This is a genomic window from Streptomyces roseicoloratus, from assembly GCF_004117935.1.
Classification (GTDB): domain Bacteria; phylum Actinomycetota; class Actinomycetes; order Streptomycetales; family Streptomycetaceae; genus Streptomyces; species Streptomyces roseicoloratus.
Window position 1 is genome coordinate 146,032 of sequence record NZ_SDOY01000118.1, and the last position, 26,677, is coordinate 172,708.

The window sequence follows — 26,677 nt, forward strand, 5'->3', positions numbered from 1 at the left end:
TGTGCACAACTTAATTGAGTGTGATGCACCTCTCCCGTACGCTGGAGTCATGGACCGACCCACCGGCACCGGCGAGGACTACCTCCGGCTGGACAACCAGATCTGCTTCTCCCTGCACGCCGCCACCCGCGCCTTCAACGGCGTCTACCGCGGCGCGCTCAAGGAGCTCGGCCTCACCTATCCGCAGTACCTGGTGATGCTCGTGCTCTGGGAGCACGGCGAGCTGCCCGTCAAGGGCATCGGCGAGCGGCTCAAGCTCGACTCCGGCACCCTGTCGCCGCTGCTCAAGCGCCTGGAGGCGGCCGGATACGTCGAGCGCCGGCGCAGCCCCGAGGACGAGCGCTCCGTCACCGTACGGGTCACGGAGGAGGGCGCCGCGCTGCGCCGGAAGGCGCTCGGCGTGCCGCGCGCGATCGCCGCCGCGACCGGGCTCGAGCTGGAGGAGATCCAGGAGCTGCGCGACCGGCTGCACGCGCTCGCGGCCCGCCTGGACGCCGTGGACGCGGGCGCGCTCGGCTGCGGGTGAGCCGTGAGCCGTGAGCCGTGACCCGTGATCCGTGACCGGTGACCCGTGATCCACGATCAGGGGCCCAGTGGCCCAGTGGCCCGTGGCCCGTGGCCCGGGACCCGTGATCCGGGACCCGTGATCCGTGATGACCCGTGCCCGGGACCCGTGGCCGCTCTCCCCGTTGGTCGGTGGCGGAAAGTGGCCGGAATCGGCCCTCTTCCGTCACCGACCTTGCCGGGGTCCCGACCTGGTAGGGGGTGTCCGGCAATCCCTAGCGGGCGGCCAGGGCCTCCAGGGCCGGGACCGTTTCCGCCGGGGTCGGCAGCGCGTCGTTCTCCGCCCGCAGGCGCGTGGCGGCATCGGCCAGGGTCCGGTCGGTGACCAGGCGGGTCAGGAGCTCCGCGTCGACGCCCTCGGCGGTGGAGCGCAGGGCGGCGCCGGTCGCGGTGAGGGCGTCGGCGTTGGTGAAGTGGTCGGCGCCCTGCGGCAGGACCAGCTGGGGCAGCCCGGCCTGGAGCGCGGTGAGCATCGTGCCCGACCCGCCGTGGTGGATCAGCGCGTCGGAGGCCGTGAGCAGCTCGGCCAGCGGGACCCACGGCAGCGGCCGGACGTTGTCCGGAAGCGTGCCCAGCGGACCGAGGTCCGCGTCGCCGACGGCCAGCAGGAAGTCGGCGTCCACGGACGCCGCCGCCTCCGTCAGGCGCACGATCGCGTTGACGCCGTCCATCTCGGTGAGCACGGTGCCCAGGGTCACCACGATCCGCGGCCGGGTGCCGCGGCGGAACAGCTCGGCGGGGATGGTGCCACCGCCGTTGTACGGGACGTAGCGCATCCGCACGGATCCCTCGTCGCCGCCGAGCGAGGCGGGGATGATGTCGAGCGCCGTGGCCTCGGCGGGGCCGGCCACGCCGTACGTCTCGTACGCCTCGGTGAAGTGGTCGGCGAGCCGGCGCACCATGTGGAGGCCGGAGGTGACGCCGAAGTTCTGGATCACGGAGGGGATCTTGAGCTTGGCCGCGACCAGCGGGGCGGCGGCCTGGAAGGAGTCGTGCACCAGCAGGTCCGCGCCCCAGCCGTCGGCGGTTTCGAGCAGGTCGTCGACCGTCGGGCGGGAGACCGCCGCGAACGCGTACGCCGCCCGGTCCAGGATCTGCTCCGGCGTGAGCTCGGGAGCGACGTAGCGCACCTCGCCGTTGGTGGCCTCCGCGAAGACCTCCCGGATGTCACGGCCGTCGCCGATCTCGACGATCGGGAAACCGGACTCGCGGAGCCGGTCCAGCGGCTGCGAGCTCGCGAAGAGCACCTCGTGGCCGGCGGCGCGGAGGGCCTGCGCCGTCGGGATCATCGGGAAGAGGTGGCCGGCCGAGGCCGGTCCGGTGAAGAGTGCGCGCACGGTGTCTCCTTGCGAGGTCGGCGGGGCGGGGACGAGCCGTGCCGGGCCGCCCCTCCACGCGAACTCGCGGGAGGGCGGCGGGTGTTCCGGAGGGGATCGATAATCGGACGTTCTTCCCGAGCTCATCCGGAGCCGACCCCGAGCCCATCCCTGGCGCTCCCCGAGCCGACCCCGGGCTCATCCCGAGCCGATCCCGAGCCCGCCCCGCCCGCTTCCCGGCCCGCCCGACCCACCCGAGTCCCGCCCGGCTCCTGACCGACCTCGGCCCGGGGTTCGCCCCAAGCGCACGCCGGCGCCTCCCTCGGCTCGCCCCGAGCGCATACCGACGCCCACTCCCTCGGCTCGCCCCGAGCGCATACCGGCGCCCACTCCCTCGGCTCGCCCCGAGCCGAAAAGGTAAGGAGCCATCCACTCAGGCGCTCCTATACTCGCCTCATGCCCGACATCACCCTGCGGCGTGCCACCGCCGCCGACTCCAAGCGGCTCACCCAGCTCGTCCGGACGTCCTCCGCCTACGCGGGCGAGTACGCGGCCATGGTCGACGGCTACCAGGTCGGCGGTTCGTACATCGAGCACCACCCCGTCCACGTCGCCGTCAACGCCGACGGCCGCGTGCTCGGTTTCTACGCGCTCCTGCTCGACGAGGCCGAGCTCGACCTCGCCTTCGTCGCCGACCGCGCCCAGGGTCTCGGCATCGGCCGGATGCTCATCGAGCACATGATCGGCGAGGGCCGCGCCGCCGGTCTCGACTCGATACGGGTCGTCGCCCATCCGCCCGCCGAGGAGTTCTACCTCCGCACCGGCGCACGGCGCACCGGGACCGTCCGGCCCACCGGGCACATCCACTGGGCCCGCCCGGAGCTGCGCTACGACCTGACGGCCGACGCCGCGTGAGCACCCCCGCCACGCCCGCAGGCCCCGCCACGCCCGCAGGCCCCGCCGCGCCCGGAGCCCCCGCAGGCCCCGACGCCCCCGCCGGCCCCGATGCCCCCGCCCCGGAGCCCGAGAAGCATCGGCTGTTCGCCGACCTGACCCCGCTCCGTACCTCCGCCGACTACCGCCGCCTCTGGTTCGGCAACACCGTCACCTGGATCGGGCAGGGCATGACGACCCTGGCCATCTCCCTCCAGGTCTACGACATCACCCGCTCGCCGTTCGCCGTCGGGCTCGTCGGCCTCTTCACGCTCGTCCCGCTGGTCGTCTTCGGCCTGTACGGCGGGGCCATCGCCGACACCGTCGACCGGCGCAAGCTCGGCCTGGTCAGCGCCACCGGCCTCGCCGTGCTGTCCGCCGCCCTCGCCGTCGCCGCGTTCGCCGGCTTCCACCGGGTCTGGTTCCTCTACGGCATCGTCTCCCTGCAGGCGGTCTGCGCCGCGCTCAACGCGCCCGCCCGAAGCTCGATGATCCCGCGCCTGCTGCCCGCCGAGCAGCTGCGCGCCGCCAACGCGCTCAACTCCATGACCACCACCTTCGGCACCCTCGTCGGGCCCAGCCTCGGCGGTGTCGTCGTGGGCCTGGCCGGCTACCAGACCGCGTACCTCATCGACGCGATCGCCTTCTCCGCCTCCCTCTACGCGATGTGGCGGCTGCCCTCGATGCTGCCCGAGCGCACCGGCACCAAGCGCGCCTCCGTCCTCGACGGGCTGCGCTTCCTCGCCACCCGCCCCAACCTGCGCATGACGTTCTTCTCCGACTTCTGCGCGATGATCCTGGCCCATCCGCGGGCGCTGTTCCCGGCCGTCGCCGTGCTCTGGTTCGGCGGCGACGCCAAGACCACCGGACTCCTGGTCGCCGCACCGGCGTTCGGCGCGCTGCTCGGCGGGGTGCTGTCCGGCTGGCAGGGCCGGATCCGCCACCACGGGCAGGCGATCCTGCTCTCCGTCGCCGCCTGGGGCACCGCGATCGCCCTCTTCGGTCTCACCAGGAACCTCTGGCTCGGCCTGCTGCTGCTCGCCCTCGCCGGCTACTCCGACACCGTCTCGATGATCTTCCGGAACACGATGATGCAGGTCGCGGCCCCGGACGACATGCGCGGCCGGCTCCAGGGGGTGTTCATCGTGGTCGTCGCGGGCGGCCCGCGGCTCGGCGACTTCCTGGCCGGCTCGGTGGCCGACCTCACCTCGCCGACCGTCGCCGTCACCGGCGGCGGACTCGCCTGCGTCCTCGCGATCGGCCTGCTCGCCCTGTACGGGAAGGGTTTCCGCCGGTACGACGCGCTCAACCCCACGGCCTGATCTGGCGGTTGGCCGCCACGGCACATAGCCGCCAGGCCGTCGCGTTCTCAACCACCGCCGTACGGAACAGACTCCTCGCGACACCCGGACCCACCCCTTCCCCCGGGTGCCGAGGAGTGCGTCGATGATCAGACCTTCCATGGGAGGAAGGGCCGGGCTGCTCGCCGCGGGCATCTCCCTGGTGCTGCTCTCGGCAGGGCAGACCGCCGCTGCCGGAGGCACCGCCGCCACCGCCGTACCGGCCACCTTCAAGGCCGCCGGACCGCAGAGCGCCACCGTCACCCTCGTCACGGGCGACCGGGTCACCGTCACCGGACTCGACGGCGGCCGGAGGACCGTCACCGTCGACCGGCCCGCGGGCGCCACCGGGGCCGTACGCAGCGAACTGTCCGGAGACCGGATCACCGTCATACCCGACGAGGCCCGGCCCTACCTGGCGTCCGGCGCCCTCGACGAGCGGCTCTTCGACGTCACCGGCCTCATCGAACAGGGCCTCACCGGCGAACTGCCGCTCATCGTCACGTACGGCGGCGGCGCCCGCGCCGCCACGCCGCACGCCGCCGCCCCGCGCGGCACCCGGACCGTCCGCGCCCTGCCCAGCATCGGCGGCGCGGCGGTGGAGGCGACCGACCCGGCCGCGTTCTGGCGGTCGTTCACCTCGCCCGCCACCCGCTCCGCGGGCGGCAAGGTCTGGCTCGACGGCCGGGTCGAGGCCGCCATGGCCCAGTCCAACGCCCAGATCGGCACCGCCAAGGCGTGGGAGGCCGGGCTCACCGGCAAGGGCGTGAAGGTCGCCGTCCTCGACACCGGGGCCGACCTCGGCCACCCCGACCTCGCCGGCCGGGTCGCCGAGTCGAAGTCCTTCATCGAGGGCCAGGAGGTCGCCGACCGCGACGGCCACGGCACCCACGTCACCTCCACCGTCGGCGGCAGCGGCGCCGGTTCGGACGGTCTGGAGAAGGGCGTCGCCCCCGGCGCCACCCTCGCCGTCGGCAAGGTCCTCAGCGACGAGGGCTCCGGCACCGAGTCGCAGATCATCGCCGGCATGGAGTGGGCCGCCCGCGACATCGACGCCAGGATCGTCTCGATGAGCCTCGGCTCACGGGAGCCCAGCGACGGCACCGATCCCATGGCCCAGGCCGTGAACGCGCTGTCCGCCGAGACCGGCGCCCTCTTCGTCATCGCCGCCGGCAACTCCGGTACCCCCGGCTCCATCGGCTCGCCCGGCGCCGCCGACGCCGCGCTGACCGTCGGCGCCGTCGACTCCGCCGACCAGGCCGCCTACTTCACCAGCAAGGGCCCCCGCCACGGCGACCAGGCCCTCAAGCCCGACCTCTCCGCGCCGGGCGTCGCCATCCTCGCCGCCCGCTCGCAACTCGCCTCCGGCAGCGGCCTCTACACCTCCATGAGCGGCACGTCGATGGCGACCCCGCACGTCGCCGGCGTCGCCGCGCTGCTCGCCGAGAAACACCCCGACTGGACCGGCGCCCAGCTCAAGAACGCGCTGATGTCCTCCGCCAAGACGCTCCCCGACCCGGCCTACGACCTCGGCGCCGGCCGGGTCGACGTGGCCGCCGCGATCACCGCGGACGTCACCGCCACCGGCTCCGCCGACCTCGGCTTCCACTCCTGGCCGTACGAGGAGAACAAGCCGGTCACCAGGACCGTCACCTACGCCAACGCCACCGACGCGCCCGTCGAACTGCGCCTGGCCGTCGAGGGCATGCCCGACGGCACCGCCACCCTCGCCGCCGACACCCTCACCGTCCCCGCCCACGGCACCGCGAGCACCACCGTCACCGGCGACGGCACGAAGGCGCCCGTCGGCACCAGCTCCGGCCGGATCACCGCCACCGCGGGCGGCACGCCGGTCGCGCACACCGCGCTCGGCCTGGTCAAGGAGGAGGAGCGCCACACCCTCACCGTCCACGTCAGGGACCGCGACGGCGCCCCGGCACCCGCCTTCCTCGGCGTGCAGAAGCTGGCCGCCGGCGAGGACCCCTTCCCGGCCGCCGTCGGCGAGTCCGGCACGCTCCGGCTGCGCCTGAAGCCCGGCACGTACACCGTCGACACCTTCCTCGACGTGCGCGGCTCGCACGGCGAGGACTCGCTCGGCCTCGGCTTCCTCACCGATCCCGAGATCGTCCTCGACCGCGACCGCGAGATCACCCTCGACGGACGGCGGCTCCGGGAGGTCCGCGCCGAGGTCGACCGGCGCACCGAGACCCGCCAGCTCCTGATGGAGTTCGACCGCAAGGCCAACGGGGCCTCCTACGGCGGCGCCGTCCAGGTCCCCGTGAAGTACGACTCCGTGTTCGCCGCCCCGACCCGCGAGCCCGCCACCGGCACCTTCGAGTACCGCACCGTGTGGCGTCTCGGCGAGCCGGGCCTGGAGGTGCGCGCCGGCGGCGCCCGGCTTTCCGAGGCCGTCCGCCAGCCCGGCTCGGGCACGCCGGAGGGCCGCTCGCGGCCCGCCCTCGTCGACGCCGGCACCGGAACCGCGGCCGAATACGCCGGCAAGGACGTGAAGGGCAAGGCGGTCCTGGTCAGGGCCGGGGCGCTGACGCCGGTCGAGATCGCGCAGAACGCCCAGGACGCGGGCGCCGCGGTCCTGTTCGTCACCGACGACACCCCGGGCCGGCTGAACACCTGGTTCGGCACCGCCGGCTACGAGGACCGGCCGCTGCCGGTCGCCACCGTCGACGCGGCCGACGGCGCCCGACTGGCCTCGGCCGCCGCGCGCGGCCAGCGCGTCGACCTGACCGGCCGGGCGTACCCGTCCTACGTGTACGACCTCTCCGAGGGCCACCCCGGCGCCGTCCCGGACCGCGGACTCGTCTACCGGCCCGGCGACGACGAACTCGCCACGGTCCGCGCCGCGTACCACATGCCGACCGCCCGCAAGGAACTCGGCGGCGAATTCCGCTACTCGATCACCGACACCTTCCGGATCGGCTTCGGCTTCAAGGAGCGGATCGCCTTCCCCGCGGAGCGCACCGAGTACGTCTCCACCGGCACCGGCCAGCAGTGGCACGAGTCCGTCGACCTCGGCGACTCCCTGGAGCAGCGCGGCGGCCGGTCCGTGTACCGGGGCGGCAGCCAGGTCCGGAAGGACTGGTTCGAGCCGGTCTGGCACCCGTGGCTCGGCACCGGCCTCGGCTGGGGCCAGGAGCGCGTCGGCAACGACCTGCGGTTCAACACCCCCGGCTGGGGCGACTCCGGCCCCGACCACACCGGCTTCGGCAACGTGTGGGGCGACGACTCGATGACCCAGTTCACCGAGGTGTACGTGAACGGCACCCTGGTCGACCGCAAGACGAGCTCCGGCGCCTACGCCTGGGACGCGCCGGCCGAGGAGGCGACCTACAAGGTCGTCACCGACACCACGCTCGACCCGGCCCGCTGGCGGCTCGGCACCAGGGGCCACGCCGAGTGGACCTTCCGCTCCGCCGAGACCCCGTCCGACCGGATCACCCGTCTGCCGCTGATCAACCTCGGCTTCGACCTCGACGCCGACCTCTCCGGTGACGTCCGGTCCGGCGGCCGGGTGCCCGTACGGATCTTCGCCGAGTACGTGCGGGGCGCCGCCGGCACCGGCACCATCGGGCACGGCACCCTGGAGGTCTCGTACGACGAGGGCACGACCTGGCAGCGGGTGGCGCTGGACTCCCGGTGGCGCGGCGAGCTGCGGGTCCCGCGCGGCGCGGCGTCCGTCTCGCTGCGGGCCGGCGCGAGCGACGACCGGGGCGGAGCCGTCACGCAGGAGATCATCCGAGCGGTGGGCGTGAACTGACGGACGCTCCCGCCGAACGGGTCAACCTGACTCCCGCCAGCGCGCGCGCACTTGCTGCTGTCCCATGCCGAAGACAGGCTCCGACATGAGCAACCCCGCTCGTCAGGAGGTTTTCATGCGCAAGCTCATCGCCACGGCGGCCCTGGCCGCCGCCGTCGTCCTCACCGGCTCCGGCACGGCGCTCGCCCACGGCTGGGACGGATACGGCAGCGACGAACCGAACGTGACCGTGGTGGAGTCGGAGAACACGGTCGTCGTCTGCGGCGACTTCAGCTTCTGCCAGGGCGAGGACTGAGCCGGCCGCCGCGCCCTCCTTCCGGGGCACGGCGGGGAAGCCCCCTCGGTCATCGGACCGAGGGGGCTTCCCCGTGTCCGACGATCCCCCGCACCACCCCCAGGTCCACCAGGTCCTGGGGCCGCAGCCGGAGCCCGTCGGCCGTGGACGGGACCTCCGAGGGCGGGCGTTTGAGGATCTGGGCGGCGAGTTCGGGCGCGATGACGGAGAAGTAGGCGTCCGGCGTCACCCAGGTGTTGCCCGGCGCGGCGAGGGCGAGGGCGCCGCCCGAGCCGCCCTCGCCGACCAGCAGCGAGGTGACCGGGGTGCGGGCCTCGGCGATGGCCGTGAAGGCCTCCGCGATGGCCGGCCCCGCACCCGCGCGTTCGGCCTCGGCGTCGTTGGCCGCACCGGGCGTGTCGATCAGCGTCAGGACCGGGGTCCCGAGCCGGTCCGCGAGCCGCACCAGACGCGCCACGGTCCGGAACCCGGCGGGCCGGGTCGCCCCGCCGAGCTGCGCGGCGTACGCCACCACCCGCCCGTCGTGCACGCCGAACCCGCACTCCACCCCGGCGTCCGCGCCGCCGGCCCGGTCCCCGCCGACCGTCGCCCGCACGTCGAAGTACGCGTCCAGATAGGCCCCGGCGCGCGGCCGCCGCTCGTCCCGCGCCTGCCGTACGGCGTCCCAGCCGCTGCCGGGCAGCGAGCGCCCGCCGAGGGCACGGGGCGGGGGAGCGGGGCGGTCGGACGGGTCGCCGGGGGTGAGCAGGCGCAGCCACAGCGCGAGCGTGCCGCGCAGACCGTCCGGCGGGACGATCGCGTCGACGTGACCGTGCCGGAACTGGTCCTCCGCCGTGTACGCGGCCGGGTCCGCCCGCGCCGGGCGCACCCGGGATCCCGCGAAGGCGACCTGCGCGCCCGGAAGGGCGAGGACGACGTCCGCGCCGGCGCCGACCGTGGCCCAGCCGCCGCCCGTGGACGGGTCGCGGAGCACCGTCACGTGCGGCACGCCCGCCGCGCGCAGGCGCACCGCGGCGGCGGCGACGCGCTGGAGCTGGGTGAGGGCGATCATGCCTTCCTGCATGCGGCTGCCGCCGGTGGCGACCAGCGACACCAGCGGCAGCCGCCGCGCACCGGCCTCCGCGAACGCGTCGACCAGCCGGTCGCCCGCCGAGCGGCCCAGCGAGCCGCCGAGGAAGCCGAACTCGAAGACGGCGAGGACGCACGGCCGTCCGCCGACCGTCGCCGTCCCGTACAGGACCGACTCGTCCTCGCCGGTGCGTTCGGCGGCCCGGGCGCGGGAGGCGTCGTAGCCGGGCCAGCCGAGCGGGTCGGGCCGGCCCGCGGGCACGGCGACCGGGGCGAAGTCGTCCGTCACCAGGGCGACCGCCTCCCGGGCGGTGAGCCGCTCAGCCACGGCCGGCCTCCGGCAGCGCCTTCTTCAGGATCTTTCCCATGTCGTTGCGGGGCAGCTCCGCCAGGTAGCGGACCTCGCGGGGGCGCTTGTGCGGGGCGAGGAGCGAGGCGACGTGGTCCGCGAGTTCCGCCGGCTCCGGCGGGCGGGCCGGGTCCGCCGGGACCACCCAGGCGACGATCCGCTCGCCCAGGTCGGGGTCGGGCGCGCCGGTGACGGCGGCCTCGCGGACGCCGGGGTGGTCGAGCAGCGCGTTCTCGATCTCGCCGGCGCCGATCTTGTAGCCGCCGCTCTTGATGAGGTCGGTCGCCTTGCGGCCCACGATCCGGACGTAGCCGTCGGGTTCCCGTACCGCCATGTCGCCGGTGCGGAACCAGCCGTCCCCGGTGAAGGCGGCGGCCGTCGCGTCCGGGCGGTTGAGGTACCCGGTGAACAGGTTCGGGCCGCGCACCTGGATCTCGCCGACCGTCTCGCCGTCGTACGCGTCCAGCACGGAACCGTCCTCCTCCGCCAGCCGCAGCCCGACGCCGCCGAGGGGCAGTCCGACCGAGCCGGGCCGCGGGCCCGATCCCACCGGCACGGAGGTGTTCATGAGCGTCTCGGTCATGCCGTACCGCTCGATCACCGTCCGCCCGGTGGCCGCCGTGATCCGCTCGTGGTCGTGCACGGGCAGCGCCGCCGAGCCGGAGACGAGCAGCCGGGCCTCCGCCAGGGACCGGGCCAGGGCGGGGTCGTGGGGGAGTGCCTCCGCGATCCGGTGGTACATGGTCGGCACGCCGAACAGCATGGTGCCGCCGCCGCCCCCGAGCTCCTTCGCGACCCCCTCGACGGAGAATCCGCCCAGGTGCCGCAGCTCGCCGCCGCGCCGCAGCGGCCCGAGGACGCCCAGGACCAGTCCGTGGACGTGGAACAGCGGCAGCCCGTGCACGAGCACGTCCTCGCCCGTCCAGGCCCAGGCGTCCGCGAGCGCGTCCAGGGAGGCGGCGAGCGCGCGCCGGGACAGGACGACGCCCTTGGGCGGGCCGGTCGTCCCGGAGGTGTAGACGATCAGGGCGGCGGCCCCGAGGTCGTCCGGCTCCTCCGCGAGCGGTCCGGCCGCGCGCACGTCCACGTCGATCCGCGGCAGCGCGGCGAGCCCCGCCGGCAGCTCGTCGCCGGCGCCCGCGAGGACCACGCCGGGCTCGCTGTCGCCGAGGATGTGCGCCAGTTCGCGTGCGCCGGTCCGGGGGTTGAGGGGGACGGCCGGCACGCCGGCGAGCAGCGCGGCCAGGACGCCGACGGCGGTCTCCGCCGTGGGCGTGGCCCAGACGGCGACCCGCCCGGCGTCCCGCAGCCGGGAGGCCAGGGCGCCGGCGGCGCGCGCCAGTTCCCCGTACGTCAGGGTGTCGGCGCCGAAGCGCAGGGCGGGCCGGTCGGATCGGGCCTTCAAGGCCGGGAACAGGGCGCTCATGGGCGCATTCTGCCCAGCCGTCAGGGACGGCGTACTGCGACCTTGCTCACGTCGGGGACCGGCGTGTCGCCGTCCGGGCGGGCGTTCCGCATCCGGCCGTACGCGTAGACGCAGCCCGCGAGCGCGAGGTCGGACAGCAGCATGAAGCCGATCGAGTACGAGTCCTTGGCGCTGTAGATAGCGCCCATGACCAGCGGCGGGACGAAGCCGCCGAGGCCGCCCATCGCGCCGACGATGCCGGTGACGCTGCCGACCTGGGGCTGCGGCGTGACCTGGGAGACGAGCGCGAAGACCGAGCCGCTCGCGGTGCCCAGACCTGCGGCCATGACGAGCAGGGCGAGCGTGCCGCCCGGGTCCAGCGGCGGGTCGAAGGCCTGGACGATGGCGAACAGCGCGACGACGCCGAGCGCGACGGCGGTCACCAGGGCCGGGTGGATCCGGTCGGAGAGCCAGCCGCCGACCGGCCGGAAGACGACGGTCACCAGGGCGAACCCGGCGGCCTTGGTGCCCGCGTCGGTCGGGTCGAGCTCGTACCAGGTCTTCAGATACGTCGGCAGGTAGACGCCGAAGGCGACGATGCCGCCGAAGCCGATCGCGTACAGCGCGGACAGCTCCCAGGTGACCCGGAGCCGCCCGGCCCGGCCGAGGCGGTGGGCGAGGGAAGCGGACGGCACGGGCCGGTCGGGGCGGTCGCTGATGAGCAGCGCGGCCAGCACCGCGTACGCGGCGAGCGCGATCGCCACCACGACGAACGGCAGGTTCTCGCCGTGCTCGGCGATGCGCGGGGTGAAGTAGCCGGACAGCGCCACACCGCCCATGCCCATGCCGAAGACGCCGAGCGCGAAGCCCCGCTTGTCGGGCGGGAACCAGGAGTTGACCAGCGGGACGCCGATGGCGAACGTCGTGCCGCCCAGGCCGAGCAGGAACGCCACGAGGAGCATCAGGCCGTAGCTGTCCTTGACGACGATCAGGAGCAGGACGGGCACGATGGTGAGGGCCGACACCAGCGGGAACATCAGCTTGGCGCCGTACCGGTCGGTGAGCGCGCCGGCCGGGATGCGGCCGAGCGAGCCGACGAGCACCGGGACGGCGACGAGCAGCGACTGCTGGAACGAGCTGAGCGCGAGCCGGTCCCCGTACCAGCTGCCGAGCGGGGCGATCAGGTCCCACGCCCAGAAGGTGAGGGTGAAGCCGACGGTGGCCGTCAGGAGGTTCCGGTAGGCGGCCGCGGGGATCTGCGCCGCGGGGGCGGCGGGCTTCGCTTCGGTGTCCACGTCCTCAGTCAAGATCGGTGGCGGTGGGCGTGCGCGCGGGACTACTCCGTACGGGCAGCCGTGGGGCGAACCGCCGAGGACGGCGAGCCGTGGTGGTTCAGGGCCAGGTCACCGTCGTCGGCGGGGTGCCGTCGTCCTCGACGCGCAGCCGCAGGCCGGTCTGGTCGGCGGTCACGTCCACCGTCACCGCGCCGGTCCCGGGGCGGCGGTGGGCGGCGGCGAGCGCGCCGCGCAGGGCGGCGAGCAGCCGGTCGGCCGAGGCCTCGTCGGCGAGGGTGTCGACCGCGCCGGAGAAGTGCACGGACGGCTGGAAGCCGAGCAGCGCCGCCGCACCGCCGGTCTCGCGCAGCACCCGGCCGCGGAAGGACGCCGGGGCGTCGGCGGGCGGCTGCTGGAGCGCGAAGATGGTCGTACGGACCTCCTGGATCGTGGAGTCCAGCTCGTCGACGGCCCGTCCCAGCAGCGCGTCGACCTCGTGCCCGCCCGCCCGGCGCCGGGTCGACTCCAGCATCATCTCGGTGGCGAAGAGGCGCTGGACGACCAGGTCGTGCAGGTCGCGGGCGATCCGGTCGCGGTCCTCGTAGACGGCGAGCTGCTCGCGGTCGTGCTGGGCGTCGGCGAGGACCAGGGCGAGCGCGGCCTGCGAGGCGAACTGGGAGGCGAGCAGCCGGTCCACCGCCGTGTACGGGCGGTCGCCGCGCCGACGGGGCAGCGCGAGGGTGCCGATGAGCTTCCCGCCGCTCTGCAGCGGCAGCATCATCGACGGCCCGAAGCGGCTGCGGACGTGGGTGGTCATCCGGGGATCGGTGGCCGAGTCCTCGACGAACACGGGCTCGCCGCCGAGCAGCTGGACCAGGACGGGCGAGCCGGGCGCGATCGTGGTGCCGACGAGGTCGCCCGGGTCGTCGGGCGTGGACGCGGCGACGATCTCCATGCCGCCCTCCTCCGTCGGCTGCAGCACGACCCCGGCGGAGGCGCCGGCGAGCAGCCGCGCCCGCTCGGCGACCGTCGTCAGGGCGTCCTCGGCGGGCTTCCCGGCGAGCAGCGCGGTGGTGACGGCCGCCGCCCCCTCGATCCACCGCTCGCGCTGACGGGCCGTCTCGTACAGGCGGGCGTTGCCGATGGCGATGCCCGCCTGGGAGGCGAGGACCCGCAGGAGCGCCAGGTCCTCCTCGGTGAAGGGGCCGGTGCTCTTGTCGGTGAGGTAGAGGTTGCCGAACACCTCGGTGTGGACGCGGATGGGCACGCCGAGGAAGGAACGCACCTCGGGGTGGCCCTCGGGCACGCCGGCGGAGCGCGGGTCGGCGGCCGCGTCGTCCAGCCGCAGCGGCTGCGGGTCCTGGACGAGGACGCCGAGGAGCCCGGTGTGACCGTCGGGCAGCCGGCCGATCCGCCGCCGCTGCTCCTCGGTCATGCCGGAGGTGAACAACTCGGTGATCCGGCGGCGCTCGGGGTCGACCACCCCGAGCGCTCCGAGGCGGGCGCCGGTCAGCGCGGTGGCGGTCTCCACGATGTGCTGGAGGGTGGGCCGCAGTTCGAGCTCGCTGCCGACGCCGAGGACGGCGTCGAGCAGCGGGGGCAGGCGGGAGGCTTCGTCGGCGCCTGCGGCGGTGTCGTCGGCGGGGTTGCGGGCGGGGTGCGCGGCCGGGGGCGCGGCGGTGCCGCGGTCCGTTCCGTGGTCGGGTCTGTGGTCCGTCCTGTGGCCCGTTCCGCGGTCCGCGCCTTCGGGATTGCCGTTGTCCGTGCTGTCGTCCGTGCCGTCGTCCCTGTCTGCGTCCATGATCGACATGGGTTCATTGTCGTATGAAACGCCCGGTTTCGGTTTCCCGGTGACGGCTACCCGGCGTCCGGCGCGTCCTCGGCCAGCGGGTCGAGGACGAGCGGCTGGATGCGGCCCTCCAGCATCGCGCCGAGGCCGAGCACGGCGCAGACGTCGGGTCGCTCGGCGATGTGCACGGGCATGCCGGTCGCCTCGCGCAGCATCTGGTCGAGGCCGGGGAGCAGCGCGCTGCCGCCGACCATCATGATGCCGCGGTCGGCGAGGTCGGCCACGAGGTCGGGCGGGCAGTCGCGGAGCACCTTGCCGATGCCGTCGAGGACGGAGGTGAGCGGGGTCTGGATGGCCTCGCGCACGGCGGCGGTGTCGACGGTCACCGAGCGGGCGAGGCCGGTGGCCACGTCACGGCCGTGGATCTCGGTGAACGTGGGGCCCTGGGCCGTCAGGCCGTTGCCGTGGAGGGCCACTTGCAGCGGCCGGACGGACTGGCTGGGCAGCATCAGCTCGTGCTGGTGGCGCAGGTGCTGGATGACGGCGTGGTCGATGGCGTCGCCGCCGACGGGCATGCGCTCGGCGGTGACGATCGCGCCGAGCGAGAGGACCGCGACCTGGGTGGTGGCCGCGCCGCACACCATGATCATGGTGGCGGTCGGCTGCTCGACCGGGAGTCCGCAGCCCACGGCCGCCGCGATCAGGGTGTCGACGAGCTCCACCCGGCGGGCGCCGAGGCCGACGAGGGTCTCGACGGCGGCACGCTGGGCGAGTGGGTCGCTGTCGTGCGGGGTGCAGGCGGCGGCGCGCAGCCGGGGCTTGCGGCGCAGCTGGCGGCGGAGCTTGTCGCCGAGGAGGTGACGGAGCATCCGCTGGGCCATCTCGATGTCGACGACGGTGCCGCCGGACACCGGGCGGACGACCCGGATGTAGTCGGGGGTGCGGCCCGTCATCTTCTCGGCGAGCGCGCCGACGGCGATGAGCGCGCCGGTGCGGGTGTTGACGGCGGCGACGGACGGCTCGTCGACGACGAGTCCGGCGCCCTTGACGAAGACACGGGTGCGGGCGGCGCCCAGGTCGACGGCGACATGGCAGCGGCGCAGCTGCTCAAGGCTGACGGTCACGGCGGTCCTCCGGAGTGCGGTGCTGGCACGGGCGAGGCGGCGCGCGGAGCGCGGTCCTTATGGCATCGTCCTGCCGCGCCGCACGCGGCGCGCGCTGAGCTGAGCCGCCCGGGGGCGAGCGGTCACTGGCGGAGCGTCAGGTCCGGGGCAGGGCTTCGGGCGGGACGGGGGTGCGTGGCGAGCCCGGGACGGGCGGGTACGGGGGCGCGGGGTTGAGCCCGGACGGGCGGCTACGGGGGGCGCGGGGTTGAGCCCGGACGGGCGGGTACGGGGCGGTTCCGCGGGGCCTGCCGGGCCGCTGTCCGGCTGTTCCGTCGGGCCGGGGGCCGGGGGCCGGGGGCCGGGGGCCGGGGATCCGGGGCCGGGCGGGGCGGGCGGGCGGTGAGTGGCTGGTCCGGCGCGGGCAGTCGGCAAGCCGACCGGCGGCATCCGGTCAAGGCGTCCGCGGCGCGCCCCCGTCACCCCGCGTGGGCAACGGGGGAGCGGTGCGCTGGAGGAGGCCCCAGGCGAACTCCGCCGCCGTGCGCTCGCCGTCGGGCAGGGTGAAGTCGAGCCGCGCGAGCGCCGGCCCCACGCCTTCGCGCGGTGCGACGTCGCGGAACGCGCGCCAGACCTCGTCGATCGTGCACTGCCAGGGGCGCAGGTCCCCGGCGGTGCGCAGTCGCGGCGCGGGTGCGCCGGGTGCGCGGGTCAGGGTGCGGGTCCAGACGGCCCGGCCCGGGCCGACCAGTGCGGTGAACCGCAGCTCCGGCCAGAGTGGCACCGGCCACAGCCACGCCTCGCTCCCGCCGTCCGCGGGGCCGCCGCGCACCGCGTGCCGGGCCTCCGGCTCGCCGAGGACCTGCCGGTAGCGGTCGAGCTCACCGGCCCCGCGCCGCGCGTGCGCCCACGCCTGCCAGCGCTTGTTGGCCGCGCGCATCTCGGTGTGCCCGGCACCGAGTTGGTGCAGCGCCTCGTCGACGAGCCCGGCCTGATGGTCCGCCATCCGGCGGAGCAGGACGAGCTGGAACTCGTACGGCCCGAAGGGGGTGGAAATACGGGCGGCAGGGGTCATGCGCCCATCCTGCCCGAAGGGGGAGAATCGTGGCGGCGCGCCGACGACCTGCGGTTTCCTCACAGGATCCTCACGTTCGCGGCTATCAGCGACGTCGCCGGGCCGCATAGCCTGCGGGCGCCATGGACTACTGCCACCAGTGCCGACGGCATCTCAACGGCGCCCTGGCCTGTGCGGGCTGCGGGACCTCCGCCGAAGAGCTGCGGTACTTCGCTCCCCCCACGTCCTTCCCACCGCCCGCGGCGGCGACGGCACCGGCACCGGAACCGGCGGTCGCCCCGTCGTCCTTCACGCCGGAGCCCGGTCCGGACCTCGGTCCGGACCTCGGTCCGGAGTTCCGTTACGAACTGGACCCGCTCGAACCGCCCCGCCCGGCCGAGGGGCGCGCCGCCGCGCGCCGCCGCGCCAAGGGCGGTGCCGCCGGTGCCCGGGGCGCGGGCCGGAACGGGCGCCGGGCCCGCTCGCGGCGTGGCCGTACGGTCCTGTTCACCACGCTTGGTCTCGTGCTCGCGGCCGGTTCGCTGAGCATGGCCAAGCTGGCCCTCGAACCGCCGGGCGACGGCGGCCCCGCCACGGCCGTCGAGCAGGAGGACGCCGTCGAGGAGACCCTCGACCCGGAGCAGCCGGCGCCGTCCGACAGCGGCCGCCCCGACGGCCCGGGACCGGTGGAGTCCGGCACGGCGCGCCCGACGAGCACGGCGCACCCGTCCGGCGGCTCCGGCCGCGAGGACGGCGCGGGCGACGGCACGGGTACGGGGAAGGGCTCCGGTACGGGCACGGGAACGGGCTCGGATACGGGTACGGGCCCGGGCTCCGGGAACGGGCCGGGCGACGGATCGGGGCCCTCGCCGAGGGCGACGACCGGCGGCCTTACGGCTCCCACCCGTACGCCCAGTGGCACCGCCACGCCCACGGCGAGCGACCCGACGCCCGGCCCGTCCTCCGGCACGCCGACGCCGAGCGTCACCCCGAGCCCGGAACCGACGTGCAACTGGTTCCTCTGGTGGTGCGTGTAGGGGCGTGCCCCTGACGGGGCCCGGCCGAGGGCGGCCGGCGAGGGCCGCAGGCCCGGGCCCGTGCGCCCGCCCCCTGCGTCCCGGCTCCTACGCGCCCGTCGGTTCCGCCGGCACGCCCAGCATGCGCTTGAGCAGGTCGCGCAGCAGGGTGCGCTCGACCTCGGTGAGCTCGCCCAGCGGCTCCCGGGCGAAATGCAGGGAGTCGCGCAGGCGGCGGGCCGTCTCGCGGCCCTCGTCGGTGGGCGCGGCCACCTTGACGCGGCGGTCGGCCGGGTCGGGGCGGCGCTCGACCAGGCCGCGGGTCTCCAGGCGGTCGATGATCCCGGTCACGTTCGACGGCTCGCACTTGAGCTGTTCGGCGATCTTCCGCATGGGCGTGGGCTCCAGGGCGAGCAGCCCGAGGACGCGGGCCTGCGCCCCGGTGAGGGCGTGCGCGGCCGCGGCCTCCTCGTACTCCTCGTGGTAGCGGGCCACGACCGAGCCGATGAGTTCCACGACCTCGCGGGTCAGGGGGTCCGTGCGTGAGGTGGGCATGGGAACCATCGTACCCCGATGCTTGACAACATGAAATATGTAGGCGCATGGTTGTTTCAGTTGGTGAAACATTCTCAGGAGGAACCCGATGTCCGTACTCCCCGCGACCAGCCGTGAGTGGCACCTCGTAACCCGCCCGCACGGCTGGCCCGTCCCCGCGGACTTCGCGCTCCGCGAGAAGCCCGTCACCGAGCCCGCCGAGGGCCGCATCCTCGTGCGCAACCTGCACTTCTCGGTCGACCCGTACATGCGCGGCCGGATGAACGACGTCAAGTCCTACATCCCGCCCTTCCAGCTGGACCACCCCATGGACGGCGGCGCGGTCGGCGAGGTCGTCGCCTCGAACGCCGAGGGCTTCGCCGTCGGCGACCACGTGCTGCACGGCCTCGGCTGGCGCGAGTACGCGGACGTGCCCGCCCAGCACGCCACCAAGGTCGACCCGGAGCTCGCCCCGCTCTCCACCTACCTCGGCGTGCTCGGCATGCCCGGCCTCACCGCCTACGCCGGCCTCTTCGAGGTCGCCTCCTTCAAGGAGGGCGACGCCGTGTTCGTCTCCGGCGCGGCCGGTGCCGTCGGCAGCCAGGTGGGCCAGATGGCCCGGCTCAAGGGCGCCTCCCGGGTCATCGGCTCCGCCGGCTCCGACGAGAAGGTGAAGTGGCTCGTCGAGGAGCTCGGCTTCGACGCCGCCTTCAACTACAAGAACGGCCCGGTCAAGGAGCAGCTGCGGGAGGCCGCCCCGGACGGCATCGACGTCTACTTCGACAACGTCGGCGGCGACCACCTCGAAGCCGCCATCTCCTCGCTCAACGTGCACGGCCGCGCCACCATCTGCGGCATGATCGCCCAGTACAACGACACGGAGCCGGTGCCCGGCCCGCGCAACATGGCCATGATCATCGGCAAGCGGCTGCGCCTCCAGGGCATCCTCGTCGGCGACCACTACGGGCTGCAGCAGCAGTTCGTCCAGGAGGTCGGCGGCTGGCTGCGCTCCGGCGAGCTGAAGTACGGCGAGACCCACGTCGAGGGCATAGAGAACGGCGTGGACGCCTTCCTCGGTCTGCTCCGCGGTGACAACACCGGGAAGATGATCGTTTCCGCGACCCGCTAGTCTTCCCTCAGCCGTCGCGATCGTGGGCGCGAGTCGCGGCGAACCGCAGAAGGAAGACAACAGCATGTCGATCACGCAGTCCGACGTCCTGTACACCGCCGTCGCCACCGCCCAGAACGGTCGCGACGGCCGGGTCGCCACCGACGACGGCCAGCTGGACGTCGTCGTGAACCCGCCCAAGGCCATGGGCGGCTCCGGCTCCGGCACCAACCCCGAGCAGCTCTTCGCCGCCGGCTACAGCGCCTGCTTCCAGGGCGCGCTCGGCGTCGTGGCCCGCAACGAGAACGCCGACATCTCCGGCTCGACGGTCACCGCCGAGGTCGGCATCGGCAAGAACGACGAGGGCTTCGGCATCATCGTGAAGATCTCGGCGACCATCCCGAACGTGGACGCCGAGACCGCCAAGGGCCTCATCGAGAAGGCCCACCAGGTCTGCCCGTACTCCAAGGCGACCCGGGGCAACATCACGGTCGAGCTGGCCGTCTGAGCCTCCCGGACGCAGACTGGGACCGAGGACCGCACCCTGACCGACCAGGGTGCGGCCCTCCCTCCCGTCCCCACTAGGGTGAGCGCCATGCGTGATTTCGGGGTGGGCTTCGGTTATCTGCTGCGCGGCCAGAAGTGGGTCGCCGGCCACGGGCGCTGGTTCGGTTTCGGACTGCTGCCCGGTCTCGTCACCTTCGTCCTCTACATGGGTGCGCTCGTCGGTCTCTTCTACGGCGCCGATGACCTGACCTCATGGGCGACGCCGTTCGCCGACGACTGGGGTTCGCCCTGGCAGGGCCTGCTCCGCGGCACGCTGACCTTCCTGGTCTTCGCGCTCGGACTGTTCCTCGCCGTGATCACCTTCACCGCCGTCACGCTCCTCGTCGGGCAGCCCTTCTACGAGTCGCTGTCCGAGGCGGTCGACCGCAGCGAGAGCGGCGAGGCGCCCGAGTCCGGGCTGCCGCTCTGGCGCGAGCTGTGGATCTCCGCCCGTGACAGCCTCCGGGTCCTGCTGCGGGTCGCGTTCTACGGCATCCTGCTCTTCGCGGCCGGCTTCATCCCCGTCGTCGGCCAGACCGTCGTCCCCGCCATCGGCTTCGGCGTCTCCGGCTTCTTCCTCGCCGAGGAGCTCACGGCGGTGGCGCTCCAGCGCCGCGGCGTCGAGTTCAAGCAGCGGCTCGCCCTGCTGCGCGGCCGCCGCATGGCCGCCCTCGGCTTCGGCGTCCCGCTCACCCTCGTCTTCCTCATCCCCTTCGTCGCCGTCCTGCTGATGCCGGGCGCGGTCGCCGGCGCCACGCTGATGGCCCGCGAACTCAACGGCGAGACCGCCGACCGGGACGACGAGGCGAACGAGCAGGACCACCGGGCCCCCGCCCAGGGCCACGCCCCCGCCCAGGGCCACGCCCCCGCCCAGGGCCACGCGCCCGTGCAGGGCCACACGCCCGCTCAGGGCCACGGCCCCGTCCAGGGCCACGGCCCCGTCCAGGCCTACGGCCCCGTCGTCGGCCACACTCCCGTCCAGGCGCAGCCCCAGGCCTGGCCCCAGGGCTGACCCGCCCCGCCCTCCGCCGTCAGTCCAGCACCGGATGCAGCTCCGGGCGGGCCTCCCACCACGTGTGGTGGAAGGCGTTGTTCGGCACGTTGTCCAGGTACGCCAGCGCCGCCGCCCGGTACAGCTGCCCGGCCCGGCGCCCGGAGACCGCGGCCCGGTTCCACGCGAGCCGGATGCGGCCGGTCAGCGGGTCGCCCGCCAGCGGGCGCAGCACGGTGCCCTCGGCGGGCGGCGCCGTCGGCTGGCTCACCGAGATCGCCCGGCCCGCCGCGATCAGGTCGTAGTGCATCTTCCGGTCGGCGATCCGGTAGCGCAGCGTCGGCGTGAACCCGGCCTTGCGGCAGGCGCCGACCAGCGCCTCCGGGCCGCCGTCGTCGTCCTCCACCATGGTCATCCAGGTCTCGCCCGCGAGCTCCGCGAGGTCGATCCGCTGGCGCCCGGCCAGCGGATGCGCCGCCGACATGCGGACGCAGAACGGTTCCTTCGGGACGAGGGTGCGGGCCGCCACGCCCTCGGGCAGCGACACCTCGTGGTCGCCGACCTCCCCGTACACGATCGCGTCGTACTGTCCGGCGCCGAGCATCCGGCTGAGCGTGGTCACCGAGTGCTCGATGCCGATCTCCAGCTCCAGGCCCGCGAGTTCGTCCTCGAGCCGGTCGATCAGCCGGTCCATCAGGACCAGCAGGATGCAGCCGAGCCGTAGCGTCGGATGGGGCGCGGCGGCGCGGGTGCCGGCCGCCAGGGCGTCCATCTCGCCGAGCACGCGGCGCGCCTTCGACAGCACGAACTCGCCCAGCGGCGTCGGTTCGACGCCGTGCCTGCCGCGGACGAACAGCTCGCCGCCCGCGACCCGTTCGATCCGTCGCAACTGCGCGGACAGGGCCGGCTGGGACACGCCGAGCCGGGCCGCCGCACGGCCCAGGCTGCCCGCCTCCGCTATCCGGCAGACGGCTTCGAGATGTCTCAACTCCAGCTGCATTGCAGCAGGGTAAGCAGCGGTTCGGGCCGGCGGGCCGCGTTGGGCATAACGCGGGTCTTATGCCGGGTGGGATGTCCCCGTCTTGCCATGTCCACGCACATACTCGGCGCGTCCCACCGTCTCCCCCCACCCGAACGGAGCAGACGTGCACCCCACCAGACTCACCGCGGCCCTCGCGGCGCTCGCGCTGACGGCAGGCCTCGCGGGCACCCTCGCGGGCTCCGCCACCGCGGCCACCGCGGCCGCCGGAGGACCGTCGCAGCCCGTACCGCCCGGGCACGGCAGGTCCCTCGCGCTCGCCGCCGCCGACCGGGCCGCCGACAGCGGACTCGACGGGCTGCGCCACGGCACCGACGAGGAACTCGTCCGCACCGCCGTCACCCCGTGGGCCGGCGGCCTCTACTACGCCGCCTACCAGCGCACCTACAAGGGCCTCCCGGTCGCCGGCGGCGGCGACGCCGTCGTCCTCTCCGACAGCGCCGGCACGGTCCGCCACGTCGCCGCCGCCCCCGCGCCGGCCCTGAGCCTGTCCACCCGGGCCGCCGTCGGCGGGGCCGCCGCCCTCGCCACCGCCCGCGCCCAGCTCGGACACGTCGAGAGCGCGAGCACGCCCGAACTGACCGTGCTGCTCAAGGGGAACAAGCCCGTCCTCGCCTGGCACACCCTGGTCGTCGGCAGCACCGCCAAGGGCCTGCCGAGCTCCCTCGACACCTACGTCGACGCCCGCACCGGCAAGGTCACCCAGGCCACCGAGAAGGTCCGGCACGCCGAGGGCCGCGGCTACCACAACGGCAACGTCACCATCGACACCGCCGCGAACGCGATGACCGACCCCAACCGCTCCGGCTTCCGGTGCGGCGGCCAGAACGGCAGCGCCTACACCGGCACGCCGCCCTGGGGCAACGGCACCGCCAACGACCTCGTGACCGCCTGCGTCGACATCATGTACGCCGCCCAGCGCGAGTCCGACATGCTGAAGCAGTGGTTCGGCTACAACGGCATCAACGGCCAGGGCGGCATGGTCCCGGCCCGCGCGGGACTCAGCCAGGTCAACGCCTACTACGACGGCACCAAGACCACGTTCGGCCGCAACCAGAACGGCACCAACCAGCTCACCGGCATCGACGTCGTCGCCCACGAGTACGGGCACGAGATCTTCGACCGCACCCCGGGCAGCGCCGGCTCGTCCAACGAGAACGGCGGGATGAACGAGTCCACCGGCGACATCTTCGGCGCGCTCACCGAACACTTCGCGAACAACCCCCACGACACCCCGGACTACACGGTCGGCGAGAAGCTGAACTTCCTCGGCGACAACAAGCCGATCCGCTACATGTACAACCCCTCGCTCGCCGGCGACCCCAACTGCTACCCGCAGCTGAACTCCGGCACCGAGGTGCACGCCGCGGCCGGCCCGCAGAACCACTGGTTCTACCTGCTCGCCGAGGGCTCCAACCCGGGCGGCGGCAAGCCGTCGAGCCCCATATGTTCCGGCGGTCCGTCCTCCGTGACCGGCATCGGCGTGCAGAAGGCCGGCAAGATCTTCATGGGCGCGCTGCTGATGAAGACCTCCTCCTGGAACCACCTCGCCGCCCGCAAGGCCACCCTGGCCACCGCCAAGAACACCTACGGCAGCGCCGAGTGCAACGCGGTGAAGGCCGCCTGGAACGCGATCGGCGTCCCCGCCCAGTCCGGCGAGACCGACTGCGGCGGCACCACCACGCCCGACTTCTCGCTGGCCCTGAACCCGGCCTCGGGCTCCGTCCAGCCGGGCGCCTCGGTCACCTCCACGGTGAACACGTCCACCACCGGCGGCAGCGCGCAGACCGTGCAGCTCTCCGCGAGCGGCGCGCCGAGCGGCGTCACCGTCTCCTTCAGCCCGTCCTCGGTGACCTCCGGCGGCTCCTCGACCATGACCGTCCAGGTCGGAACCGGAGCGGCGACCGGCACCTACCCGATCACCGTCACCGGCACCGGCTCCGCCACGCACACGGTCACCTACCAGCTGACGGTCGGCAAGGACACCCCGCCGCCCACCGGCTGCGACAACAGCGAGCACACGTACCGGGGTTCGCTGGCCAGCGGCCGGACCGCGGTCCAGCCGGACGGCTCGTACTACTACTCGGCGGCCCCCGGCACCCACGTGGGCTGCCTCCGCGGCCCGGCCGGCACCGACTTCGACCTCTACCTGCAGAAGTGGAACGGCTACGGCTGGACGGACGTGGCGGTCGGCGGCACGGCGAGCGCCGACGAGGACCTCACCTACAACGGCACCGCGGGCTACTACCGCTACGTGGTCCACGCCTACAGCGGCTCGGGCGCCTACACGCTGGGCCTGAGCAACCCGTAGGGCCTGAGCAACCCGTAGGGCCTGTGAGCAACCCGTAGGGGAGTCCCGAGGTCCCGGACGCCCCGTAGCGGGGGCGAGGAGCAGCCGTCACGGGCAGGGGGTTCCGTGGAGGTCTCCTCCGGAGGGCCGGGCAGCCGTCTGTCCCACGGCGGCCCGGCCCTGTCGCGCGTACGGCGCCGCGCGGAGGGCGGATGCGCGGGAACGGTTCAGCCGACGTCGGCGAGCACGTGGCCCGGCTCGCCGGGACCCGCGTCCGCGAGCCGCGCGCCGTCCGGGCCCCAGACCCCCGCCAGACCGCAGCCCACGCCGTCCTCGTTCGGCCCGAGGACGTTGCCGAGCACCACGTACAGCGCGTGGTCGGCGGCCCGCTTCGGATAGACCGTGGCGAAGGAGTCGTTGTCGGCGCCGAGCACCGAACTCGCCAGGTACACCGAGCAGCCGTCGGCGGCGGCCCGCTCGGCGAGCTCGGGGAAGCGGTTGTCGTAGCAGGTGGCGAGCGCGAAACGGATTCCGTCGAGCTCGAACCGGCCGTCGGCGGTGCCCGGCGCGAAGACCTCGGCCTCGACGCCGTACAGATGCCGCTTGTCGTACCGGGCGAGGGTCGAGCCGTCTGGGCCGATCACCAGGGTCGTGATCCCGGGGCGTCCGGCGGGCGTGCGGACCGGGCCGTTGACCACGGCCGCGGCCGAGACCGCGCGGCAGGCCTCCCGTACGGGATCGAGGCGGGCGTCGTCCTCGTCCAGGACGAGCGAGGGCGTGTCCCGGATCAGGCTCGGCTCGTAGCCGGAGAGGGACAGCTCGGCGAAGACCACCACCCTGGCCCCCTGGGTCCCGGCGGCGCGGACAAGGGCGGCGATCGAGCGGACGTTGGCGGCGACGTCCCCGGCGACCGGGGCGAACTGCGTGGCGGCGACGAGCATGACCGCCATCATCCCGCCTCCGCGGGTAAGGATCAACGGCCGGTTGCGGGTGTTAGTTCCTGCGCCGTCTCCCGCAGCAGCCCCAGGAACGCGGTCGCCGCCACCGTCGGCGCCGGCGGGGTGGCCGCGAAGATGCCGCGGTACGGCACGTCGTCCGGGTGGATCGTCACCAGCGCCACGTCCGGCCGTACGGACGACGCCGCGAGCGCCGGTACGAGCGTGACGCCGAGCCCGGCCGCGACCGCGCCCAGCTTGGCGATCCAGTCCTGCGCCATCAGCCCCGTCCGCGGGCGCGGCCCGGCCGCCGGCGCCGCCCGGAACAGCGTGTCCTCCAGGCGCTCGTTGCCCACGATCCATTCCTCGTCCGCCAGCTCCGCGAGCCGGACGTCGCGCCGCCCCGCGTACGGATGCCCGCGGTCCAGCGCCACCAGCATCGGCTCGTCCAGGAGGTGATGGAGCGTCACGCCCTCCGGCGCCGGCCGGTCCGCGGCCGGGCTCACCACCGCCAGGTCCTCCTCGCCGGCCGCGACGAGCCCCAGGTGCTTCACCGACGGGCCCTCGACCCTGGTCACCACGACTCCCGGATGCCGGGCCCGGAACACCGCCTGCGCGCGCGGCACGAGCGCCGCGCCCGCGCTGGAGAAGGCGCCGAGCCGCAGCAGCCCGCCGTCCAGGGTGCGCAGCGCCGCCAGCTCGGCCCGGGCCCGGGCGAGCCGGTCGCGCACCGCCTCCGCGTGCGGCAGCAGCACCCGGCCCGCCTCGCTGAGCCGCACCCCGCGCGGCAGCCGCTCGAACAGCGCCGCGCCCGTCTCGTCCTCCAGGGCCTGGATCTGCCGGGAGACGGCGGACTGGGTGTAGCCGAGGACCCGGGCGGCGGCGGTGAACGAGCCCGCACGGGCGACGGCCAGGAAGACCTCGTACAGGCCCGGCGAGACATGCGGAGTGGGCATGCCTGCCATGCTAGACATTCGCTTGTCGCATGAGAGCGCCGGCCCTAGCGTCGGAGCCATGCAGAAGATCGCCTTCCTCGGCCTCGGCACCATGGGCCTGCCCATGGCCCGTCGCCTCCTCGACGCCGGCCACCCGCTCACCGTCTGGAACCGCACGCCCGGCAAGGACACCGCGCTCGTCGCCGACGGAGCGGTGCGCGCCGCGGACCCGGCCGCGGCCGTCGCGGACGCCGACGTCGTCGTCACCATGCTGGCCGACCCGGTCGCCGCGCTGGCCGTCGCCGACAGGATGGTCCCGGCGCTGCGCCCCGGGACCCACTGGATCGACACCTCCACCATCGGCCCGCACACCGTGGGCGAGCTCGCCGCCCGGCTGCCCGAGGGCGTGACCCTCGTCGACGCGCCCGTCATGGGCAGCGTCGACCGGGCCACCGCCGGCGAGCTGCTGATCCTCGCCGGCGGCGACACCGCGCCGGTCGCGGACGTCCTCGCCCGGTTCGGCGCCGTCACGCCGTGCGGCGGTCCCGGCACCGGCGCCGCCCTGAAGCTCGTCCTCATCAACGCCGCCATCGGCGGGGTCGCCCTGGTCGGCGAGGCCCTGGCCCTCGCCGACTCCCTCGGCCTGCCCCGCGACCTGGCCCTGCGCACCCTCGGCGCGGGCCCGCTGGCCGGCGCCGTCGGCCGGGCCACCGCGACCGGCGCCCACTTCCCGGTCGCGCTCGCCGCCAAGGACGTGGCCCTGGCCACCGGCGCCACCGCGGCGAAGCTGCCGGTCCTGGAGGCCGTGCACGCCGCCCTGACCGCCGACCCGTCGCTCGCGGGCGAGGACCTGTCGGCGCTCGCCGGCCGGATCCGCTGAGGCGCGCCCCCGCGGGTGCGGCGGCTCCGAACGAGTGGACTCGCCGGGCGCGGACCGGACGGGGGCCGGTCCGCACCCGCCGCGGTGCTGATGTGGCCGTCCGAGGTCGATTTCGGCCACGGCTACGACTGCGAGCCC

22 protein-coding genes are annotated in these 26,677 nt (G+C 74.5%); 11 read left to right on the plus strand and 11 right to left on the minus strand.

The genetic code is table 11. The features are described from left to right. Positions 1–49 precede the first annotated feature (49 nt). The gene (locus ESG85_RS16475; RefSeq protein WP_128979971.1) at positions 50–526 is read left to right on the plus strand and encodes a MarR family winged helix-turn-helix transcriptional regulator; all 477 of its coding nucleotides are present in this window, start codon (positions 50–52) and stop codon (positions 524–526) included. A 253-nt stretch (positions 527–779) separates the two neighbouring features. Here ESG85_RS16475 and ESG85_RS16480 read toward each other — a convergent pair whose 3' ends face one another. After that, positions 780–1,901, minus strand: a complete 1,122-nt coding sequence (locus ESG85_RS16480; protein ID WP_128979973.1) for a nucleotide disphospho-sugar-binding domain-containing protein — start codon at positions 1,899–1,901, stop codon at positions 780–782. Positions 1,902–2,336: 435 nt separating this feature from the next. On the opposite strand from ESG85_RS16480, the gene ESG85_RS16485 reads away from it, so the two are divergent. From ESG85_RS16485 to ESG85_RS16500, 4 genes are all read left to right on the plus strand, one after another. Further along, positions 2,337–2,795 (plus strand): GNAT family N-acetyltransferase, encoded by a 459-nt coding sequence (locus ESG85_RS16485; RefSeq protein WP_128979975.1) that lies wholly within the window; start codon positions 2,337–2,339, stop codon positions 2,793–2,795. Between the two features lie 122 nt (positions 2,796–2,917). Further along, the gene (locus ESG85_RS16490; protein ID WP_128980209.1) at positions 2,918–4,135 is read left to right on the plus strand and encodes an MFS transporter; all 1,218 of its coding nucleotides are present in this window, start codon (positions 2,918–2,920) and stop codon (positions 4,133–4,135) included. Between the two features lie 124 nt (positions 4,136–4,259). Beyond that, on the plus strand, positions 4,260–7,928 hold the full coding sequence (locus ESG85_RS16495) for a S8 family serine peptidase (protein ID WP_128979977.1): 3,669 nt from the start codon (positions 4,260–4,262) through the stop codon (positions 7,926–7,928). A 115-nt stretch (positions 7,929–8,043) separates the two neighbouring features. Beyond that, positions 8,044–8,223 (plus strand): hypothetical protein, encoded by a 180-nt coding sequence (locus ESG85_RS16500; RefSeq protein ID WP_128979979.1) that lies wholly within the window; start codon positions 8,044–8,046, stop codon positions 8,221–8,223. Between the two features lie 49 nt (positions 8,224–8,272). Here ESG85_RS16500 and ESG85_RS16505 read toward each other — a convergent pair whose 3' ends face one another. From ESG85_RS16505 to ESG85_RS16530, 6 genes are all read right to left on the minus strand, one after another. After that, entirely contained in the window at positions 8,273–9,619 is a 1,347-nt protein-coding gene (locus ESG85_RS16505) for a carboxyl transferase domain-containing protein (RefSeq protein WP_128979981.1), read from the minus strand. After that, positions 9,612–11,066: an acyl-CoA synthetase gene (locus ESG85_RS16510; protein WP_128979983.1), complete on the minus strand. Its 1,455-nt coding sequence runs from the start codon at positions 11,064–11,066 to the stop codon at positions 9,612–9,614. Before ESG85_RS16510 ends, ESG85_RS16505 begins: the two co-directional genes overlap by 8 nt. Positions 11,067–11,086: 20 nt before the next feature. Beyond that, positions 11,087–12,340, minus strand: coding sequence for an MFS transporter (locus tag ESG85_RS16515; protein WP_128979985.1), 1,254 nt, complete (start codon positions 12,338–12,340; stop codon positions 11,087–11,089). A 97-nt stretch (positions 12,341–12,437) separates the two neighbouring features. Further along, on the minus strand, positions 12,438–14,129 hold the full coding sequence (locus ESG85_RS16520) for a GAF domain-containing protein (RefSeq protein WP_246095079.1): 1,692 nt from the start codon (positions 14,127–14,129) through the stop codon (positions 12,438–12,440). 47 nt (positions 14,130–14,176) lie between these two features. Beyond that, on the minus strand, positions 14,177–15,232 hold the full coding sequence (gene mreB / locus ESG85_RS16525) for a rod shape-determining protein (protein ID WP_128979987.1): 1,056 nt from the start codon (positions 15,230–15,232) through the stop codon (positions 14,177–14,179). A gap of 433 nt (positions 15,233–15,665) precedes the next feature. Next, positions 15,666–16,286 (minus strand): hypothetical protein, encoded by a 621-nt coding sequence (locus tag ESG85_RS16530; protein ID WP_128979989.1) that lies wholly within the window; start codon positions 16,284–16,286, stop codon positions 15,666–15,668. Between the two features lie 122 nt (positions 16,287–16,408). Between ESG85_RS16530 and ESG85_RS16535 the strand changes: the two genes are divergently transcribed. After that, on the plus strand, positions 16,409–17,302 hold the full coding sequence (locus ESG85_RS16535) for an SCO2400 family protein (protein ID WP_128979991.1): 894 nt from the start codon (positions 16,409–16,411) through the stop codon (positions 17,300–17,302). Positions 17,303–17,389: 87 nt separating this feature from the next. Here ESG85_RS16535 and ESG85_RS16540 read toward each other — a convergent pair whose 3' ends face one another. Further along, entirely contained in the window at positions 17,390–17,836 is a 447-nt protein-coding gene (locus tag ESG85_RS16540) for a MarR family winged helix-turn-helix transcriptional regulator (RefSeq protein WP_128979993.1), read from the minus strand. 88 nt (positions 17,837–17,924) lie between these two features. Between ESG85_RS16540 and ESG85_RS16545 the strand changes: the two genes are divergently transcribed. The 3 genes from ESG85_RS16545 to ESG85_RS16555 all read left to right on the plus strand — a co-directional run bounded on the left by ESG85_RS16545 (position 17,925) and on the right by ESG85_RS16555 (position 20,481). Beyond that, a complete protein-coding gene (locus ESG85_RS16545; RefSeq protein WP_128979995.1) occupies positions 17,925–18,944 on the plus strand; it encodes an NADP-dependent oxidoreductase in 1,020 nt (339 codons plus the stop codon). A 64-nt stretch (positions 18,945–19,008) separates the two neighbouring features. Continuing rightward, positions 19,009–19,431, plus strand: a complete 423-nt coding sequence (locus tag ESG85_RS16550; RefSeq protein WP_128979997.1) for an organic hydroperoxide resistance protein — start codon at positions 19,009–19,011, stop codon at positions 19,429–19,431. Positions 19,432–19,518: 87 nt separating this feature from the next. Then, the gene (locus tag ESG85_RS16555) at positions 19,519–20,481 is read left to right on the plus strand and encodes an EI24 domain-containing protein (protein WP_246095080.1); all 963 of its coding nucleotides are present in this window, start codon (positions 19,519–19,521) and stop codon (positions 20,479–20,481) included. Positions 20,482–20,500: 19 nt separating this feature from the next. On the opposite strand, the gene ESG85_RS16565 is transcribed toward ESG85_RS16555, so the two are convergent. Further along, on the minus strand, positions 20,501–21,460 hold the full coding sequence (locus tag ESG85_RS16565; RefSeq protein WP_128979999.1) for a LysR family transcriptional regulator: 960 nt from the start codon (positions 21,458–21,460) through the stop codon (positions 20,501–20,503). Positions 21,461–21,605: 145 nt separating this feature from the next. On the opposite strand from ESG85_RS16565, the gene ESG85_RS16570 reads away from it, so the two are divergent. Beyond that, positions 21,606–23,810 (plus strand): M4 family metallopeptidase, encoded by a 2,205-nt coding sequence (locus tag ESG85_RS16570; RefSeq protein ID WP_128980001.1) that lies wholly within the window; start codon positions 21,606–21,608, stop codon positions 23,808–23,810. A gap of 206 nt (positions 23,811–24,016) precedes the next feature. Here the strand turns inward: ESG85_RS16570 and ESG85_RS16575 are convergent, their stop codons facing one another. Both ESG85_RS16575 and ESG85_RS16580 read right to left on the minus strand, forming a co-directional pair. Beyond that, positions 24,017–24,730, minus strand: a complete 714-nt coding sequence (locus ESG85_RS16575; RefSeq protein ID WP_128980003.1) for a carbon-nitrogen hydrolase family protein — start codon at positions 24,728–24,730, stop codon at positions 24,017–24,019. Between the two features lie 32 nt (positions 24,731–24,762). Next, positions 24,763–25,689: a LysR family transcriptional regulator gene (locus tag ESG85_RS16580; protein ID WP_128980005.1), complete on the minus strand. Its 927-nt coding sequence runs from the start codon at positions 25,687–25,689 to the stop codon at positions 24,763–24,765. Between the two features lie 49 nt (positions 25,690–25,738). Between ESG85_RS16580 and ESG85_RS16585 the strand changes: the two genes are divergently transcribed. Then, the gene (locus tag ESG85_RS16585; RefSeq protein ID WP_128980007.1) at positions 25,739–26,539 is read left to right on the plus strand and encodes an NAD(P)-dependent oxidoreductase; all 801 of its coding nucleotides are present in this window, start codon (positions 25,739–25,741) and stop codon (positions 26,537–26,539) included. Positions 26,540–26,677 lie beyond the last annotated feature (138 nt).

Coding starts and splice junctions, on each gene's coding strand:
- ESG85_RS16475 (WP_128979971.1), top strand. CDS start 50: ATGGACCGACCCACCGGCACCGGCGAGGACTACCTCCGGCTGGACAAC.
- ESG85_RS16485 (WP_128979975.1), top strand. CDS start 2,337: ATGCCCGACATCACCCTGCGGCGTGCCACCGCCGCCGACTCCAAGCGG.
- ESG85_RS16495 (WP_128979977.1), top strand. CDS start 4,260: ATGATCAGACCTTCCATGGGAGGAAGGGCCGGGCTGCTCGCCGCGGGC.
- ESG85_RS16500 (WP_128979979.1), top strand. CDS start 8,044: ATGCGCAAGCTCATCGCCACGGCGGCCCTGGCCGCCGCCGTCGTCCTC.
- ESG85_RS16510 (WP_128979983.1), bottom strand. CDS start 11,066: ATGAGCGCCCTGTTCCCGGCCTTGAAGGCCCGATCCGACCGGCCCGCC.
- ESG85_RS16520 (WP_246095079.1), bottom strand. CDS start 14,129: ATGTCGATCATGGACGCAGACAGGGACGACGGCACGGACGACAGCACG.
- ESG85_RS16530 (WP_128979989.1), bottom strand. CDS start 16,286: ATGACCCCTGCCGCCCGTATTTCCACCCCCTTCGGGCCGTACGAGTTC.
- ESG85_RS16535 (WP_128979991.1), top strand. CDS start 16,409: ATGGACTACTGCCACCAGTGCCGACGGCATCTCAACGGCGCCCTGGCC.
- ESG85_RS16540 (WP_128979993.1), bottom strand. CDS start 17,836: ATGCCCACCTCACGCACGGACCCCCTGACCCGCGAGGTCGTGGAACTC.
- ESG85_RS16545 (WP_128979995.1), top strand. CDS start 17,925: ATGTCCGTACTCCCCGCGACCAGCCGTGAGTGGCACCTCGTAACCCGC.
- ESG85_RS16550 (WP_128979997.1), top strand. CDS start 19,009: ATGTCGATCACGCAGTCCGACGTCCTGTACACCGCCGTCGCCACCGCC.
- ESG85_RS16555 (WP_246095080.1), top strand. CDS start 19,519: ATGCGTGATTTCGGGGTGGGCTTCGGTTATCTGCTGCGCGGCCAGAAG.
- ESG85_RS16565 (WP_128979999.1), bottom strand. CDS start 21,460: ATGCAGCTGGAGTTGAGACATCTCGAAGCCGTCTGCCGGATAGCGGAG.
- ESG85_RS16575 (WP_128980003.1), bottom strand. CDS start 24,730: ATGCTCGTCGCCGCCACGCAGTTCGCCCCGGTCGCCGGGGACGTCGCC.
- ESG85_RS16580 (WP_128980005.1), bottom strand. CDS start 25,689: ATGGCAGGCATGCCCACTCCGCATGTCTCGCCGGGCCTGTACGAGGTC.
- ESG85_RS16585 (WP_128980007.1), top strand. CDS start 25,739: ATGCAGAAGATCGCCTTCCTCGGCCTCGGCACCATGGGCCTGCCCATG.